Raw genomic sequence first — 16,028 nt, 5'->3', positions numbered from 1 at the left:
AAGGTATAGCGCAGACAGGGGGAGGGTCAATAGCTTTCGTTACAGCTTCTAACTTCGAGTTGGTGTCACGGGTAGGAGACCACCGTGGACGGCACCGTCGAGGAGCCCGAGGTCGCGGAGCCGGTGTCGTTGATGACGTGCTCGTACTGACCCATGCCGCCGAGCGAGACGACGAGGAGGTCGTGGAACGTGACCCCGGGCGTCTTCGGCGCGGCGAACCCGTGGTCCTGGCGGATGCCCGGGTCCGCCGTGTAGTTGCAGTAGCTGCCGAGCCCCCAGCCCTCGTGGGACGTCACGGAGGTGTCGACCTTGTACGCGGCGAAGCCCTTGACGTTCCCGTCCTGGACGGCGGCCTGGTTCGGGGCGTCGTACGCCTTCTCGTTCTGGAAGAAGATCGTGCGTCCGCGCTGGCCCGACCACTGGACGTCGTACTTGTTGAAGTGCTCCACGAACAGGCCGGTCGCCAGGACGTCGTCGCCGTTCACGCGCACGCCGTAGTCCGCGCGATTGGTCTCCCAGCCCACGCCCGCGCCGTGGTCGGCGCGCCACACCCAGGTGTGGTCGATGATCGTGTGCCGACTGTTGACCTCCATGCTGAGCGTGGCCCTGCCGGGGCCCGCGCCGCCGATCCTGATGAAGACGTCCTGCACGGTGATCGGGTGGGCGGAGTGGTCGGCGCTCGCGCCCCGGGGGCCGATCTGCAGCAGGACGGGGGAGTTGACGGGCCCGGCGTCGATGAGGAACCCGGCGAGCCGTACGCCGTTCACGTCGGCGACCTTCATCGCGGTGACGCCGTTGTCGGGGATCAGCGTGGCGTAGCCGAGACCCAGCACCACGGTGTCCGCGCGGTTCACCTCCACGGCCCGGTCGAGGTGGTAGATGCCCGGGGTCAGCAGGAGGTGGAGGCCCTGGGCCAGCGCCGCGTTGAGCGTGGCCGCGCTGACGCCCGGCTTGGCGACGTAGAACTGGCTCAGCGGCAGTGAGGTGCCGCGGGGCGTGCCGTTGCCCCAGGTGGTGCCGCGCGCGTTGGTCCGCTTCTCGGGCAGGAACACCTTGTACTCGTTGCCCGCGAGGTAGAGGAAGGGCTTCTCGCGCGAGATCGGCGTGGTGCCGAGCGTGGTGTACGGAGGATTCGGGAAGCTCTGGCCGGGTGCGCCCTCGACGCCCGAGAACACCATGTTCCAGACCGCGTTGAGCCAGCCGCCCACGGAACTGTCGCGGGTGTACCACTGCTGCTGTGAATACGGCCCCACGCTGCCGTCGATGCGGCTGTCGGCTATGTAGCCGCCACTGGCCCAGCCGTAGCCGTCGGGTGAGAGGTTGAGGCCGCCCTTGATGTGCATGCGGCGGAAGGGGGCAGCCTGTGCGACCGCCCACCGGTTGGTGCCGTTGACCGGTTTGAGCGCGAGGTTCTCCGCCGAACGCCAGAAGTTCTGGGTCGCGTTGCCGTTGAACCAGCCCGCGTCGACCGTCACGTCACCGTTGATCGTCGTGTCGTCGGGGGAGAGGCCGAGGCCCGCGATCGAGGTGTAGAAGCCGAGTTGGGCGTTGAGCCCGTTGTACGTGCCGGGCTTGAAGAAGAAGGCGTAGCGGCCCGTGCCGAACTGGTCCGACTCCTGCCGCTTGAAGACCTCGTCGAGCTTGGCCTGGACGCCTGACGTCGACGGGTCGAAGACGATCACGTGGGGACCGAGGTCGCCGCCGCCGGGCAGCGCGGCGGGGCCGCTCCGAGCACTGGCGGCAGGGGCGGCCAGTGCGGGCAGGCCCGAGGCGGCGGTCGACGCGGCGATCGCGCCGAGGACCGTACGGCGTGTGGGGGTGGTGGGCATGGGGGCTCTCCTCTTGGGGCGGTGTGAGGCTTCAGGAAGTGAACGATCAGGGACCGTGGGAGCGCTCTCTTGACCGGGAATGGTTCATCCGTGAGAGGAGTGCGTCAAGGGGGTGCACGGTCACTGTCACTTCGGGGCTGGCGGTGCGGTGCTCGTCCCGAACGGGCGCCGGGAACAATGCTCCCACTATTTATCACGCCTGTGATATTGTCGGGCGATGCCAGCTCGGATTGACTTGGAACAGCGCCGCAAGGATGTCGTCGAGGCGGCTTTCCGCCTCTTGGTCGCTGAAGGTTTCAGCGGTTTGTCGCTGCGTAAAGTGGCCGCCGAATCGGGACTGAACATCGGGTCGGTGCGCCACTACTTCGGTGATCACCGCGAACTTCTCGTGGCGGCAGCGACGGAAGTCGGCGACCGCATGGGGAGGCGGCTCACCCGGAATTCACCGGACGCCCTTTCGGGACTCGAGGGCGAAGCCGCCGTCGATGCCTTGCAGACACTGGTCGAGGAGTTGCTGCCGCTCGACGACGAACGCCGTGTCGAGTCGATCGTGCTGACGGAGTTCATCGTCGCCGCACGCGTGAACCCCCTCTTCCGTCCGGTGACCGAACAGATGGCGGCCGACCTGCGCCAGGTGATCGAGGATGCCCTGCGCGTCCTCGAAGTTCCGGACCCGGCCGAGGAGGCCGAGCAGCTCGTCGCGCTCATGGGTGGTCTGACCCTGGACGCGGTGACGCCGCACGGATCGCTCGGCGCCGAGCGCCTGCGCAAGACGCTGCGCGCGCATCTGCGGTCACTGCCGTTGCGCCGCCCAAGGGGAAGTGCCTGAGTCACCACCATTACCTGAATCACGAAGAACAAAAGAAACCACAAGGGGGGATCAGTCGTGCCCGCGTGGCTGTTCGCGCTGCTCGCTGCCGCTTTCGTTCTCTATACCGACGACTATGTGATCGCGGGGGTGCTGCCGGAAATAGCGCGAGACCTGAACGTCAGCGAGGCACAGGCCGGGCAATTGGTGACCGTCTTCTCGCTCACTGTCGCCCTGGCCGCGCCGATCGCCGCGGTCGCTCTGGCGCGGGTGTCCCGCCGACGCCTCTTCACCGCCTCGTTCGCGCTGTTCATCGCCGCGAACCTGCTGGCGGCCTCGACGACCGGCTTTGGGCTCTTGGTGGGCCTGCGCGTCGTGGCGGCACTCGCTGCGGCGGGCACGACTCCGGCGGTGTTCGCGTATGCCGCCGAGCGGGCTCCGGAGAGCCACATCGGCAGATACGTCGCCGTCGTGGCGCTCGGTGTCACGGGTTCGATCGCGGCCGGAGTGCCCATCGGCACCTGGATCGGCGGTCACTTCGGCTGGCGGGCGACCTTCGTGTCGATGGCGGTGGCAGGGGCCGCGGCGCTGGCCCTCTTGCTCGTGACGCTGCCCGGCGAGCACGACAGGTGCGGTGAAGTGCCCGGCGTACGCGCACAGTTGCGAACTCTCGCCGCCGCACCCGTGTCGCTCGGGCTCCTGGCGAACTGCGCGCTCATGACCGGTTCGATGATGATGCTGACGTACACGGCGCCCTATCTCGACGCGGTGAGCCGGGCGAGCGTGGACCAGCGCGCGCTGTCCTTCAGCCTCTCGGGGTTCGCCGGAATCCTCTGCATCTGGGCGGGTGGGAAGGTCACCGACCGATGGGGTCCGGACCGCACCCTGATCACCGGGATCGGCGTCTTCACCGGCAGCATGGCGATCCTGGGGCTGCTCTGGTTCGCCCGACCCGTGCCCTTCTCCCTCCTCGTCGTGGTGGGCACGGTCTGGGGCGGCATGGCCTTCTGGAACTCCCCGGCCATCCAGGCCCGGCTCTACCTGCTCGCGGGACCGGCCGCGCCCCAGGCCCTCGCGCTCAATACGTCGGGCACCTACCTCGGGGTCTCGCTGGGCGGAGCCGTCGGAGGTGTCACGCTGAGCGGCGTGGGGGCCGGGGCGCTTCCGGTCGTCGCGGGGCTTCTCGGGCTGGGCGCGCTGGCGCTCCTGACACTCGCCATCAACGCCTCGAAGACGTCAACGGCGGTGCGGGCAGCGGTGGGTGAGCGGAGCTAGTCAGGCCGTGGGAGTCGCCGACACCTCGGGGGAGAGGGCGGACTCGAAGCCGTCCTCGCCGAGGGTGGCGATGGCGTAGTAGTACTTCGTGCCGCCGGTCAGCCCCCGGTCCACGTACCTCGTGTCCTTCGTGTCGTGGCTGAACTCGGCGTTCTCCTTGGTGACGTGGGGGCTGGTGGAGCGGTAGACGCGGTAGCCGGTGACGGGCGACTCGTCGCCGTACGGGACGGCGTACCAGTCGAGCCGCACACTGCCCGCGCCCGGCACGATGTCGTAGACCTGTGTGGCGCCCGGCGGCCGAGGCGCGGTGTACGTCGGCTTGGACGACACGGAGGCGGGCGAGGAGACGGAGTGCGGGGAAGTGGCGACGACGGCGTAGTAGTAGTCCCGCTCGCCCGCGTCCTCGCCGACCGTGGCCGTGTACTCGGTACGCGTCACCGTGGCCACGCGGTTGGCCGGGTCGGTGATGTCGACCGGGGAGGTCTTGGAACGGTAGACGGTGTAGGAGGAGACCGGCACGTACGGGCTCTGCGACCACCTCAGGGTGAGCCGTTTGCCGGTGAGCTGGGGGGTGTTGAGGAAGGGGGCCTTCGGCGCGGTGGCGGAGGTGACGGTCTTGGTGCCGGTCACGTAGTTCGACGGCTCGGACTCGTTCCCGGCGGCGTCGACACCCCGAACCTCGTACACGTAGGTGAGGCCCGCGTCGCCCTTCGTGTCACGGAAGGTCAGCGAGGTCGTCGAACCGACCTTGGTGCGGTGGGAGTTCAGTGACTCGGAGCGGTACACCACGTACTTCACCGCGTCCGAGTCGCCGCTCCGCCACGTCAGCGTCACACCGCGCTCGTCCTCGCGGGCGAGCTTGAGGTCCCGCGGTGCGAAAGGTGCGACGGTGTCACGGGTGCCCCGCACGGGCTCGGTGTAGGGCGAGACGTGCCCGGCGTCGTCCAGGGCGCGGACCTTGTAGGCGTACGCGACGTCGGGGTCGGCGTCGCTGTCGACGTACGCCCCCGTGCTCACGGTGGCGAGCAGCGCGTAGGGGCCGACCTCGTCCGGCTCGGTCCCCTCGGCCTCGGCCCGGTACACCTCGTAGCCGGTCGCGGCGGAGAGCGTGCCCCACGAGAGCGAGACGGCCTCACGCCCGGAGCTGGCCTGGAGGCCCTCGGGGGCGTCGTACAGGGGATTGTCGGGCTGGTCGGGGTCGTCGCCGACGCGTCCGGCCGAACTGGGCGCCGTGGCGGGCGCGGTGGCCTGGGCGGTGCCGGTGAACCCGAGGGCGAGGAGGACGACGGTGGCCGCGGAGGCGACGAGTGTCGGTCTGAGACGAGTGCGTGGAGACACGGCTGGCGTTCCCTTTCCGGTGGAACCACGTACGGGTGTACGGGAGTTCGGGATGCAGGCGTGGGGGGAGGTGCTGGCGTGAGTGATGGTGTGGGGGCTAGGAACTGTAGCTGTATATGACCGGGAGTTGGGAGGCGGCGCGCGGCGCCGCTGGACGGGGCCGGTGTGAGGTCGGGAGTAAATGTGCGGGGCGGGAATGGCCTGTGGGGCAGGTGAGTTGGACTGTGCGTAGCCCTGAACCGGCGTGCCCCAGGGGTGTGCCGTGGGCCCCGCCGCCCGCTGCGAGGAGAGTCCGTTGAGCCGTCCCGGTCCCCGGTTCATCACCTTCGACATGTACGGAACCCTGACGGACTTCGCCATCGGGGCCGCGGCCAGAGACGTGATCGAGGATGTCGCCCCGCCCGAGAAGCTGGACGCGTTCCTCCACCGGTTCGCCTGCTACCAGCTCGACGAGGTGATGGGGGACTGGCGGCCGTACGACGAGGTGGTCTCCCGCGCCTTCGAACGGGCCTGCCGGAGCACCGGAGTCGCGTTCCGTCCCGAGGACCCCGCCACGGTCTACGCGGCGGTGCCGGAGTGGGGACCCCACCCCGACGTCCCCGGGCCCCTCGCGAAGCTGGCGGAGAACTTCCCGCTCGTCATCCTCTCCAACGCCGCCGACGAGCACGCCCATCGGAACGCCGCGAAGCTCGGTGCCCCCTTCCACGCGGTGTACACGGCGGAGATGGCGCGGGCGTACAAGCCGAGGCTGGGTGCCTTCGAGTTCATGTACGAGCGGTTGGGCTGTCTGCCGGAAGAGACGATGCACGTGTCGTCGAGCCCTCGCTACGACCTGCAGTCGGCGACCGACCTCGGCGTGCGGGAGACGGTGTACCTGAACCGGGGGACCGAGCCCGCCGCGCCCTTCTCTCACGCGTATGAAGTCACCTCCCTGGCAGGTGTGTTGGAGCTTGTTGGTATCTGACCCCACCAACTCGCCCAAAAAGCATTCCACTTCACCAAAACGCGACCCTGTCCGAGAGCTCCGAACAAGCAGGGCTCCGAGGAGCCCGCGAAGGGCAAGGAGAGCCGGTCCGGCGGGGTTTTTCGGTCCCCGTGCCGCCCGTCGCGCCCGCCCGCCGGTGGCTCCGCCCCGCGCCCGCCGACGAGATTCCGCCAAACAAGCCCTAAATGGGGCCTAGTTGGCGACGCCGGGATGGCTTCGTGACACGGCCACCGGCAACCTAGAGAACTCGCGTCGTCACAGGTCACAACGCATGTCTTCGGCTTCGAGGCAACCTCTGTCAGTGATCGTTTCGTGGATTCTGCTTCAAAGCTTGAGCACAAGTTGCACACATCCCCTCTCCAGGCAGGCCCCGATGGTCTAGATTGACCGTGCTTCACATGGGGACACGAGGCGACAAACAATGATCTATAGGTCTGGTGCGACGGACAGCCAGTAGTCACGTCCCCCGGCGCCAGACCGTGGGGGTGATCAGCTTTTGGGGCCCGGGAGGGGGGCCTCGGGTGCGGGGAGCACCCGGGGTTTCGATGGGGCTCCGCACTTCACACATCTCCGGCCGGACGTACGTGTGTGTCCGTAGCCGTCTGTTTGGGTTGTTCAACTAGCGCTGGATTGACCGATTTGTCATGACCGGGAGGCGGGGGTGCCTCCTGAAGGGGAGGAACAGCGCGGCGCGGGGGGCGGGGCCCTCCGAGGGGAGGAACAGTGCGGGGGGCGAGGGCCTCCCGGGGGGAGGAACCGTGTGGAGCGAACACGTCGAGCCCACTGGCGACCTGGGGGGGTCCGTGCAGCAGGGGGAATTAGTTCGCCCGTTCCTACCGGCGCGTGGGCGGCCGGTGAACGGGGCGGTCAGCCAGCCCGCCATCGGCTGGGAGCAGCGGTACCGCCGTACCGTGATCACCAGCGATACCGTGGCCACCGCCTTCGTGGTGGCGGCGATCGGCAACTTCTTCGGAGTCAGGGACGCGGCCAACTGGCATGAGAAGTGGGGCATCCTGGCGTTCGGCACCGAGCTGCTCGTGCTGGGCGCACTGGCGGTGAGCCGGGCCTGGGCCCCTGCCGTGCTGGGCCAGGGCGCGGAGGAGTTCCGCAGACTCGGCCGCTCCCTGTTCACGGCCGCCGTCGTCCTGGCACTCGGCGGGATCGCCCTTACCTCGCGCAATATCAAGCTCTGGATCTTCGTCGCCATCCCCGCGATCGCGCTCGTCACCATGACCGAGCGCTACCTGCTGCGCCTGTGGCTGCACAAGCAACGGAAAGAGGGACGGTGTCTGCGGCCGGTGCTCGCCGCCGGAAGCCTGGCCACCGTGCGCGACCTGATCACCCGGGCCCGCAAGTTCCCGCACCTCGGCTGGCGAGTGGAGGCCGTGTGCACACCCGAGAACCCCGGGCTCGACGGCGGCCACCTGGACGGAGTGCCGGTCGTGGGCCGACTCGCGGACGTCGCGGGCCACGTCCGCCGCGACGGCTACCGCGTCGTCGCGGTCACACCCGACCCGCACTGGTCCCCGGACCGGCTCCAGCGGCTGGCCTGGAACCTCGAAGGCAGCGACGCCGAGATGGTCGTGGCCCCCGTCCTCATGGAGGTGGCGGGACCGAGACTGCACGTCGACGCGGTGCTCGGGATCCCGCTGCTGAGGGTCAGCATGCCGACCTTCACCGGGGGCCGCAGGGCGGTCAAAGGAGTCGTCGACCGGCTCGGCGCGGCGATCCTGCTGCTGCTGTTCGCACCACTCATGGTGTGCGTCGGACTGCTCGTCCTGCTGGACAGCCGGGGCGGCGCGCTGTACCGCCAGCGCAGAGTCGGCAAGGACGGCCAGGAGTTCACCATCTTCAAGTTCCGCACCATGGTCACCGGGGCCCACGGGGCACGCGCCCAACTGGCGGAGCGCAACGAGGGCGCCGGACTGCTGTTCAAGCTCCACCGGGACCCCCGGGTGACCCGGGTGGGAGCGGTGCTGCGCCGGTACTCGATCGACGAGCTCCCGCAGCTCTTCAACGTACTCACCGGCTCGATGTCGCTCGTCGGCCCCCGGCCCCCGCTGCCGGAGGAGTCGGCGGCCTACGGCCCGGACATCCGGCGTCGGCTCCTGGTCAAGCCCGGGCTCACCGGGCTGTGGCAGATCAGCGGACGCAGCGACCTGCCGTGGGAGGAAGCGGTCCGCCTCGACCTGCGGTACGTGGAGGACTGGTCGCTCGCCCTGGACACAGTGATCTTGTGGAAGACGCTGCGTGCGGTGCTCCAGGGACAGGGAGCGTACTGATGCGCGGTGGCCGTCATCCGGCCGACGCACGGAAGGCAGACCGCGAGGGTCTGCCTGGGGGGAGGAACGGGTCATGAGAATAAGCGTCTTAGGGCTTGGCTACGTGGGCTGCGTGTCGGCCGCGTGCCTGGCCAGCCTCGGCCACGAGGTCATCGGGGTGGACGTCAATCAGGCGAAGGTCGACCTGGTGAACGACGGCAAGGCCCCGGTGGTCGAGGAGCGGATCGGCGAGCTCACCGCCGAGGTCGTACGGACCGGAGCGCTGCGCGCCACCCGTGACGTACGCGAGGCCGTCCTGGGCAGCGAGGTGTCGCTGATCTGCGTCGGTACGCCGTCGGAGGCCAACGGCAGCCTGAGCACCACCTACTTGGAGCGGGTCACCGAGCAGATCGGTGCCGCGCTGGCCGAGAAGGGGAGCCAGGGGGGTCGGCACACCGTCGTGTTCCGCAGCACCATGCTCCCCGGCACCTGCCTGGGTCTGCTGGTGCCGATCCTGGAGAAGTACGTCGGCGGCACGTCCGGGGTGGACTTCGGGGTCGCGGTCAACCCGGAGTTCCTGCGCGAGGGCACGAGCGTGCGGGACTTCTTCGACCCGCCCAAGACCGTCATCGGCGAACTCGACCCGGCCAGCGGCGACGTGATCGCGTCGCTGTACGAAGGGCTGCCCGGCGAGGTCTTCCGGGTACCGGTCCCGGTGGCCGAGGCGATCAAGTACGCGGACAACGCGTTCCACGGCCTCAAGATCGGCTTCGCCAACGAACTGGGCGCGGTCTACCAGGCGCTCGGGGTGGACTCGCACCAGGTGATGGACGTCTTCCTGGCGGACCGCAAGCTGAACATCAGCCCCGCCTACCTGCGGCCCGGCTTCGCCTTCGGCGGCTCCTGCCTGCCCAAGGACCTGCGCAGCCTGGTCCACGCGGCACAGCGGGCCGACGTCTCGGTGCCCATCCTGTCCCACGTGCTGCCCTCCAACTCCGACCACCTGCAGCGCGCGGTGGAGCTGGTCGAGCGCACCGGCAAGCGCAAGGTGGGGCTCTTCGGCCTCTCCTTCAAGCCCGGCACCGACGACCTCCGCGAGAGCCCGCTCGTCGAGCTGGCCGAGCGACTCCACGGCAAGGGTTACGACCTGCGGATCCACGACGCCAACGTGAGCCTCTCGCGGCTCATGGGCGCCAACCGCGAGTACATCGAGACCCGGCTGCCGCACCTCGCCCAACTGATGGCGGACACCGTCGACGAGGTGCTCGCACACGCCGAGGTGTGCCTGGTCGGGACCAAGGACCCGGCCGTCCTCTCGGCGCTGCCCCACGGCGAAAGCCCCGCGATCGTCGATCTCATCCGCCTTCCCGACGCCGAAGCGCGCCGGACCGAACCGGGGTACATGGGTCTTGCTTGGTAACGCAACCAGCGGCGACCGGCACGGCCGGCGCGCGCTGATCCTGGTGGAGAACCTGTCGGTGCCGTTCGACCGGCGGGTGTGGCAGGAGTGCACGACGCTGCGCGACGCGGGCTGGGACGTGCACGTCATCTGTCCCCGGGGGGAGAAGCGGGACACCGAGCCGGAGGCGGTGATCGACGGGGTGCGGATCCACCGCTACCCGTTGCGCGCGGCCACCGGAGGGCCCGCGGGCTATCTGCGGGAGTACGGCACCGCGCTCTGGCACACGGCCCGGCTCGCCCGCAAGGTCGGCCCGGTGCACGTGGTCCACGCCTGCAACCCGCCCGATCTGCTGTTCCTGCCCGCGCGGTGGCTGACCAGGCGGGGCGCGCGGTTCGTCTTCGACCAGCACGACCTGGTGCCCGAGCTGTACCTCTCCCGGTTCGACCGGGGCAAGGACCTGCTCTACCGCGCCGTGTGCGCGCTGGAGAAGTGGACCTACCGGGCCGCGGACATCGTGATCGCCACGAACGAGAGCTACCGGGACGTCGCGGTGCGCCGCGGCGGCAAGCGCCCGGAAGACGTCTTCGTGGTGCGCAGCGCGCCCGACATCGACCGGTTCCACCCGGTGCCGCCCGAGCCGGAGTTGAAGCGCGGCAAGCCCCATCTCCTGTGCTACCTCGGCGTGATGGGTCCCCAGGACGGCGTCGACTACGCCCTGCGGGCCCTCGCCAAGCTGCGCGACGACCTCGGGCGCACCGACTGGAACGCGGTGTTCGTCGGCTCCGGCGACGCCTTCGACGCGATGGTGGACCTGTCCCGTCAGCTCGGGCTCTCCGAGCAGGTGCAGTTCACCGGGCGCATCCCGGACGCCGACCTGGTGCGCTACCTGTCCACCGCGGACGTGTGCCTCTCTCCCGACCCCCGCAATCCGCTGAACGACGTGTCGACCATGAACAAGGTCCTGGAGTACATGGTGATGGGCAGACCCATCGTCTCGTTCGACTTACGCGAGGCGAGGGTCTCCGCCGGTGACGCCGCGGTCTACGCGCCCGCCAACGACGAGGCCGAGTTCGCCAAGCACGTCGCGCTGCTCCTCGACGACCCGGAGCAGCGGGCCCGGATGGGCAAGGTCGGCCAGGAGCGGATCAGCGGGCAGCTTTCCTGGCGGAACTCGCAGGCGCAGCTGCTCGCCGCCTACGCCGCCGCCTGCCGTGACCACACTCCGGTGTCGGTGAGCGCGAAGGACAGGACAGGGAAGAGGCAGCGCAGTTGAGTGAGGACGCAATACGCCTGGTCACGATCGGGCGGATCTTCCGACGGCGCTGGCGGCTGCTCGCCATCGTCGCCCTGGTGGGCGCGCTCGTCGGCTACGGGGCCTCCTTGCTGTTCCCGCCGAGCTACACGACGTCGACGTCGGTAGTGCTGGCGGGGCAGTGGGAGGAGCGCGAACTGTTGACCCAGACGGAGATCGCGGCGAGTTCGGCGGTGGTGGACCGCGCGGCCGCCGCGCTCGACTGGAAGGGCGTCAGCGCCGCGGACCTGCGGGACCAAGTGAAGGCGACGGCCGCCGACGGCAACATCATCAAGATCTCGGGTACGGCGAGCACCCCTGAGCACGCGCAGGAGCTCTCCGACCAGGTGGCCAAGGAATTCGTCACCTTCGCCTCACGCCTCGCGGGCGACGGCACCGAATCCGACACGGAGGCGGGGCCGGAGGCGCTGCGGGAAAAGGTCGTGCAGACCAACCGCCGCATCAGCGACCTGGCCGACGCGGCCGACCCGGGACAGACCGTGGAGGGCGTGCAGGCCCGCACCGAACTGGAGAAGCTGCGCACCGCGCTGCAGGAAGCCATGAAGAAGCTGGACGAGGCCGACCCCGCGACCAACAAGGCCAACATGGTCGTCATGGGCCCCGCGGCCCTGCCGACCGGCGAGGCGCCGCCGACGAGGACCCAACTCATCGCGGCCGGTGCCCTGTTGTTCTTCGTGTGCGCGGTCATCGGCCATCTGGCCGCCGCACGGGCGAACCGCCGGCCGCGCACCGAGCCGGAGATCGCCGCGGCGCTCGGCTCCGCGCTCCTCGGCACCGTCGACGTGCCCGGCGAACGGCTCGAACACCGGACACAGGGCGGTGCCCGAGGGGCCGGGCTCCGCCGAATCCTCGGACTCGACACGCGGTGGGACGTACCGACCCCGCAGCCGTCCGGCGGCGAGGCGGGCAGACAGACCCGCTACCGGCGGGTGTGCGCCCGCCTCCGGGACCGGGTGCCGGGCTCCCGACGGCTCCTCGTCGTCGTACCGGACACCGACGAGATCGCCCACCGGGCCGCCGCGCAGCTCGTCACGGAGGCCCAGAACGATCCTTCGGCCACCTCTTCGAGCAGGCGGAACCCCGTGCTGCGGGTGGTGGAGGTCTCGATGTCCCGGCCGCTGGTGCCGGACCGCGACACCGAGGCCGGTGCCCTGGTCGTGCTCAGCGCGGGCATCTGGACCTCGGGGGAGCTCGGCGGCATCGCCGAGGCGTGCGCGGACGCCGGGCACCAGGTCGTCGGCACCGTCGTCGCCGGGGCGGTCAGAACCCGTCAGCGGCGGACCGCCGACCACGCTCCGCAGCACACCGCGCCACCGGTCGCGGTGGGCAACGACGCCGGGGGAGGTGCAGGGTGACGACGAGCAAGACATCCGACGCGTCGGTTGCCGCCCCGCTCTTCGACCTCCAGGGGCTGGTGGCGGCGGTCCGCAGGCGCCGCCGCCTCTGGTGCGTCGTGGCGCTCGTCGGGCTGCTCCTCGGCGCGGCGGTGACGGTCGTCAGGCCGCCCCTGCCGAGCGCGACGACCAAGGTCCTCGTGGCGCACCAGGACGATCAGCCGAACGACACCGGAACGCTGATCCGCACCGACGTCGAACTCCTCGGGACCACCCGGATCGCCACCGAGGCCCTCAAGACCCTCAAGTCCGCGGAGAACCCCGAGGACTTCATGCAGGAGTACCGGGGCGCCGGCGTGACCAACAACCTGCTGCAGATCGATGTGACGGGTGAGAGTGACGCGGACGCGGTGGCCCGGGCCAAGGCGCTGGCCGACGCGTTCGTCGCCGACCACGTGAGGCGGATGCGGGAAGCCGCGACCGCCGAGGCCAAGGCCCTGCGCGACCAGCGCGACCGCATGCGGGACGAACTCGCCAAGGTCAACAAGTCGATCGGGGACCGGTCGCCGGAGGGCGATCCGAAGGCATCGGCGAGCATCGAGTCGCTCTTCGCCCGCAGGGCCGAGCTCAACTCGCGGATCGCCGACTTCGACCAGCGCGCCGAGGACGCGCGGGTCGGCACGCCCCGGGTCGTCGCGGGCACGCAGATCGTGGACGCGCCGCGCGCGGTGCGGCACTCCCTGCCCAAGGCCGCCGTCACCAACGCCGGGATCGGGTTCCTCCTCGGGCTCGTGCTCGGGATCGCGGCGGCCGCGGTCGGCGCCGTGGTCGCGGGCCGACCCGTGCTGCGCCGCGAGATCGCGGCACACCTGGGCGCCTCGGTCATCGCCGAACTGCGCAGGCCCTCCAAGCTGTGGCAGCGCCGAAGGACCAGGGCGACGCGCGAACGGCTCACCACGACCCTGGTCCGCACCGTGCGCGGCACCGCGGAACCGGTGTCGCTCCTCGAACTGGGCTGCGCGCGCAGCACGAGCCTGATCGCCAAGGACGTCGCCAGGGAACTGGCGGCGGAGGGGCGTGTCGTCATCGTCGACGGCCTGCCGGGACCGGAGCTCTCCGGCGGCCGTCAGGAACAGGGCGAGCCGGCCGTGGTCAGCGGCGGCCGGGCCGCGGCCCTGCCGCAGCAGGTGCGCCGCCTCGGGGTCGGCTCGGTCGCGCCCGGGACGGCGTGGACCGACCTCCAGTACCTCGGCAGCCAGACCGTGCTCGTCGTCCGCGCGGGACACGGCAGTGCCACCTGGCTGCACACCGTGGCGCGGCAGCTCTCGGACCAGCGCATCCCGGTGATCGGCGTGGTGCTGATCGACCCCGACCCGCGGGACAGGACCGACGGCACGCTCTGGGACGGCCTGCACATCGCGTTACGGGTGCACAGCGAGCGCCTTGCCCGCCAGGACGAGATGGGCCGCTCGCGCAAGGAACGGCAGCCGATCTGGGCCGCAGGAGTACCGGACAACGACCAGGAGGCGAGGTAGGACATGTGTGGCATCGCAGGCACGTACCGATGGCCGGACGGCAAGGTCGTGACCGACCGGCTCACCGACACCCTCGCCCACCGCGGGCCTGACGGGGCGGGCCGGTACAACCACCCCGTCGGCGACGGCGAAGTGCACCTCGGGCACCGTCGCCTCGCCATCATCGACCTGTCCGAGACCGGCGCCCAGCCGATGGTCAAGGACGGGCTCGTCCTGACGTACAACGGCGAGCTGTACAACGCGCCCGAGCTGCGCGCCGAACTCACCGCCGCAGGGGCGCGCTTCCGGGGCACCTCCGACACCGAGGTGCTCCTGGAGGCATGGCGGCACTGGGGCACGGACTGCCTGCCCCGGCTGCGCGGCATGTTCGCGCTCGGGGTCTTCGACGAGCGCACCGGTGACCTGGTGCTCGCCCGCGACCAGCTCGGCATCAAGCCCCTGTTCCTGCTCCGGCGCGGCGAGGGGCTGGTGTTCGCCTCCGAGCTCAAGGCGCTCGCCGCCGCCACCGGCGGGTCCCTCGAGGTGGACCACGCGGCGCTCGTGGCCTCGCTCCTCTACTACTGGGTGCCGGACTCGCGGTGCGCGTTCCGCGAGGCGGAGAAGCTGCCGCCGGGCAGTTGGCTCCGGTGCAGACCCGACGGACGGGTGGAGCGCGGCACGTACTGGAACCTGAAGGACGTCGCCGCCGAGGGCCGGGAGCGGGCCCGCAGCGGCGAGCAGCCGGACCTCGCCGCCATCGTCGAGGAGTCGACCCGGCAGCACCTGCTCTCCGACGTCCCCGTGGCGACCTTCCTCTCCGGCGGTCTCGACTCCAGCTACCTGACCGCGCTGGCGGCCCGGCACCAGCCGGGGATCTCCGCCTACACGATCGGATTCCGCGCCGAGGACGCCAAGTTCGAGGCGATGCCGGACGACCTGCGCTACGCCCGGCAGGTCGCCGAGCGGTTCGGCGTCGATCTGCACGAGATCGAGATCGCGCCGAACGTGCTCGACCTGCTGCCCCGGATGACGTACAGCCTGGACGAGCCGATCGGCGACCCCGCCGCGATCAACACGTTCCTGATCTGCTCGGCCGCCCGGGAGGCCGGGGTCAAGGTGATGCTCTCGGGGATGGGCGCCGACGAGCTGTTCGCCGGGTACCGCAAGCACCTGGCCAACCTGATCGCGCTGCGTTACCAGCGCGTTCCGGGGCCGCTGCGGCGCGGCGTGGCCAAGGCCGTGGACCGGCTGCCGGTCGCCACGGCCCGGCGCGGGTACCGGTCGGTGCGCTTCGCGAAGCGGTTCCTCTCCTTCGCCGAGCTGCCGGAGGAGACCGCGTTCCGGCGCAGCTACACCATGTACGACCAGGACGAGCTGCTCGCCCTGATCGACCCCGACCTGGCGGGCACGGTCGACGACGTGCTGACCGAGCACGCGGACGTCTACGAGGACAACGAACTCGACGACTTCGTCAACCGCATGTGCCTGGGTGACGCCCGGATGTTCCTGCCGGGCCTGAACCTCGCCTACACGGACCGCTCCAGCATGGCCGCGTCGACCGAGGTGCGCGTCCCGTACGTGGACGTCGAGGTCGTGAAGGCGGCGTTCGCCGTGCCGGGCGACCGCAAGATCGTCGGACGGCAGGGCAAGGCCGTCCTCAAGGAAGCGGCCACCTCGATCCTGCCCAAGGAGATCGTGTACCGCCCCAAGGGCCTGTTCAGCGCCCCGCTGCGCGCGTGGATGAGCCGGGACCTGGCACCGCTGGTGCGCGAGGTGGTGAACGACGGACTGCTCGTCGAGTCCGGGTTCCTGCGCCGCGACGCACTGGCGCGCATGGTCGCCGAGGACGCCTCCGGGCAGCGGGACTTCTCCAAACACCTCTGGCACGTACTCACCCTCGAGTACTGGTACCGCGACGCGACAACTGGCTCAGGCCAGAGCACTCACTGACGGCGTAGAACAACAGGAGT

The 16,028-nt window shown here is 70.2% G+C and carries 11 protein-coding genes; 9 read left to right on the top strand and 2 right to left on the bottom strand.

Annotated features, from left to right (window positions below; all coding sequences use genetic code 11):
- Positions 1-65: 65 nt before the first annotated feature.
- Positions 66-1,829, bottom strand: coding sequence for a coagulation factor 5/8 type domain-containing protein (locus tag KY5_RS00870; protein WP_098240334.1), 1,764 nt, complete (start codon positions 1,827-1,829; stop codon positions 66-68).
- A 217-nt stretch (positions 1,830-2,046) separates the two neighbouring features.
- Between KY5_RS00870 and KY5_RS00865 the strand changes: the two genes are divergently transcribed.
- Positions 2,047-2,658, top strand: coding sequence for a TetR/AcrR family transcriptional regulator (locus KY5_RS00865; RefSeq protein WP_098240333.1), 612 nt, complete (start codon positions 2,047-2,049; stop codon positions 2,656-2,658).
- Between the two features lie 57 nt (positions 2,659-2,715).
- Positions 2,716-3,912, top strand: coding sequence for an MFS transporter (locus KY5_RS00860; RefSeq protein ID WP_098240332.1), 1,197 nt, complete (start codon positions 2,716-2,718; stop codon positions 3,910-3,912).
- Here KY5_RS00860 and KY5_RS00855 read toward each other — a convergent pair whose 3' ends face one another.
- Positions 3,913-5,250, bottom strand: a complete 1,338-nt coding sequence (locus tag KY5_RS00855; protein WP_098240331.1) for a fibronectin type III domain-containing protein — start codon at positions 5,248-5,250, stop codon at positions 3,913-3,915.
- Positions 5,251-5,545: 295 nt separating this feature from the next.
- Here KY5_RS00855 and KY5_RS00850 point away from each other — a divergent pair, with 295 nt between their 5' ends.
- From KY5_RS00850 to asnB, 7 genes are all read left to right on the top strand, one after another.
- Entirely contained in the window at positions 5,546-6,214 is a 669-nt protein-coding gene (locus KY5_RS00850) for a haloacid dehalogenase type II (RefSeq protein WP_098240330.1), read from the top strand.
- An 824-nt stretch (positions 6,215-7,038) separates the two neighbouring features.
- On the top strand, positions 7,039-8,517 hold the full coding sequence (locus KY5_RS00845) for a sugar transferase (protein ID WP_098246990.1): 1,479 nt from the start codon (positions 7,039-7,041) through the stop codon (positions 8,515-8,517).
- A 73-nt stretch (positions 8,518-8,590) separates the two neighbouring features.
- On the top strand, positions 8,591-9,916 hold the full coding sequence (locus KY5_RS00840; RefSeq protein WP_098240329.1) for a nucleotide sugar dehydrogenase: 1,326 nt from the start codon (positions 8,591-8,593) through the stop codon (positions 9,914-9,916).
- Positions 9,906-11,171 (top strand): glycosyltransferase family 4 protein, encoded by a 1,266-nt coding sequence (locus KY5_RS00835; protein WP_098240328.1) that lies wholly within the window; start codon positions 9,906-9,908, stop codon positions 11,169-11,171. The genes KY5_RS00840 and KY5_RS00835 overlap by 11 nt, the downstream gene beginning before the upstream one ends.
- On the top strand, positions 11,168-12,565 hold the full coding sequence (locus KY5_RS00830; RefSeq protein WP_098240327.1) for a Wzz/FepE/Etk N-terminal domain-containing protein: 1,398 nt from the start codon (positions 11,168-11,170) through the stop codon (positions 12,563-12,565). The genes KY5_RS00835 and KY5_RS00830 overlap by 4 nt, the downstream gene beginning before the upstream one ends.
- Positions 12,562-14,079 (top strand): Wzz/FepE/Etk N-terminal domain-containing protein, encoded by a 1,518-nt coding sequence (locus KY5_RS00825; RefSeq protein ID WP_098240326.1) that lies wholly within the window; start codon positions 12,562-12,564, stop codon positions 14,077-14,079. Before KY5_RS00830 ends, KY5_RS00825 begins: the two co-directional genes overlap by 4 nt.
- A 3-nt stretch (positions 14,080-14,082) precedes the next feature.
- Positions 14,083-16,008, top strand: coding sequence for an asparagine synthase (glutamine-hydrolyzing) (gene asnB, locus KY5_RS00820; RefSeq protein WP_098240325.1), 1,926 nt, complete (start codon positions 14,083-14,085; stop codon positions 16,006-16,008).
- The last annotated feature ends 20 nt before the right edge of the window (positions 16,009-16,028 follow it).

This window comes from Streptomyces formicae (assembly GCF_002556545.1).
In the GTDB taxonomy this organism is placed as follows: Bacteria; Actinomycetota; Actinomycetes; order Streptomycetales; family Streptomycetaceae; genus Streptomyces; species Streptomyces formicae_A.
Note: the sequence above shows the minus strand (reverse complement) of the source record. Positions and strands in the feature narration are given on the sequence as shown.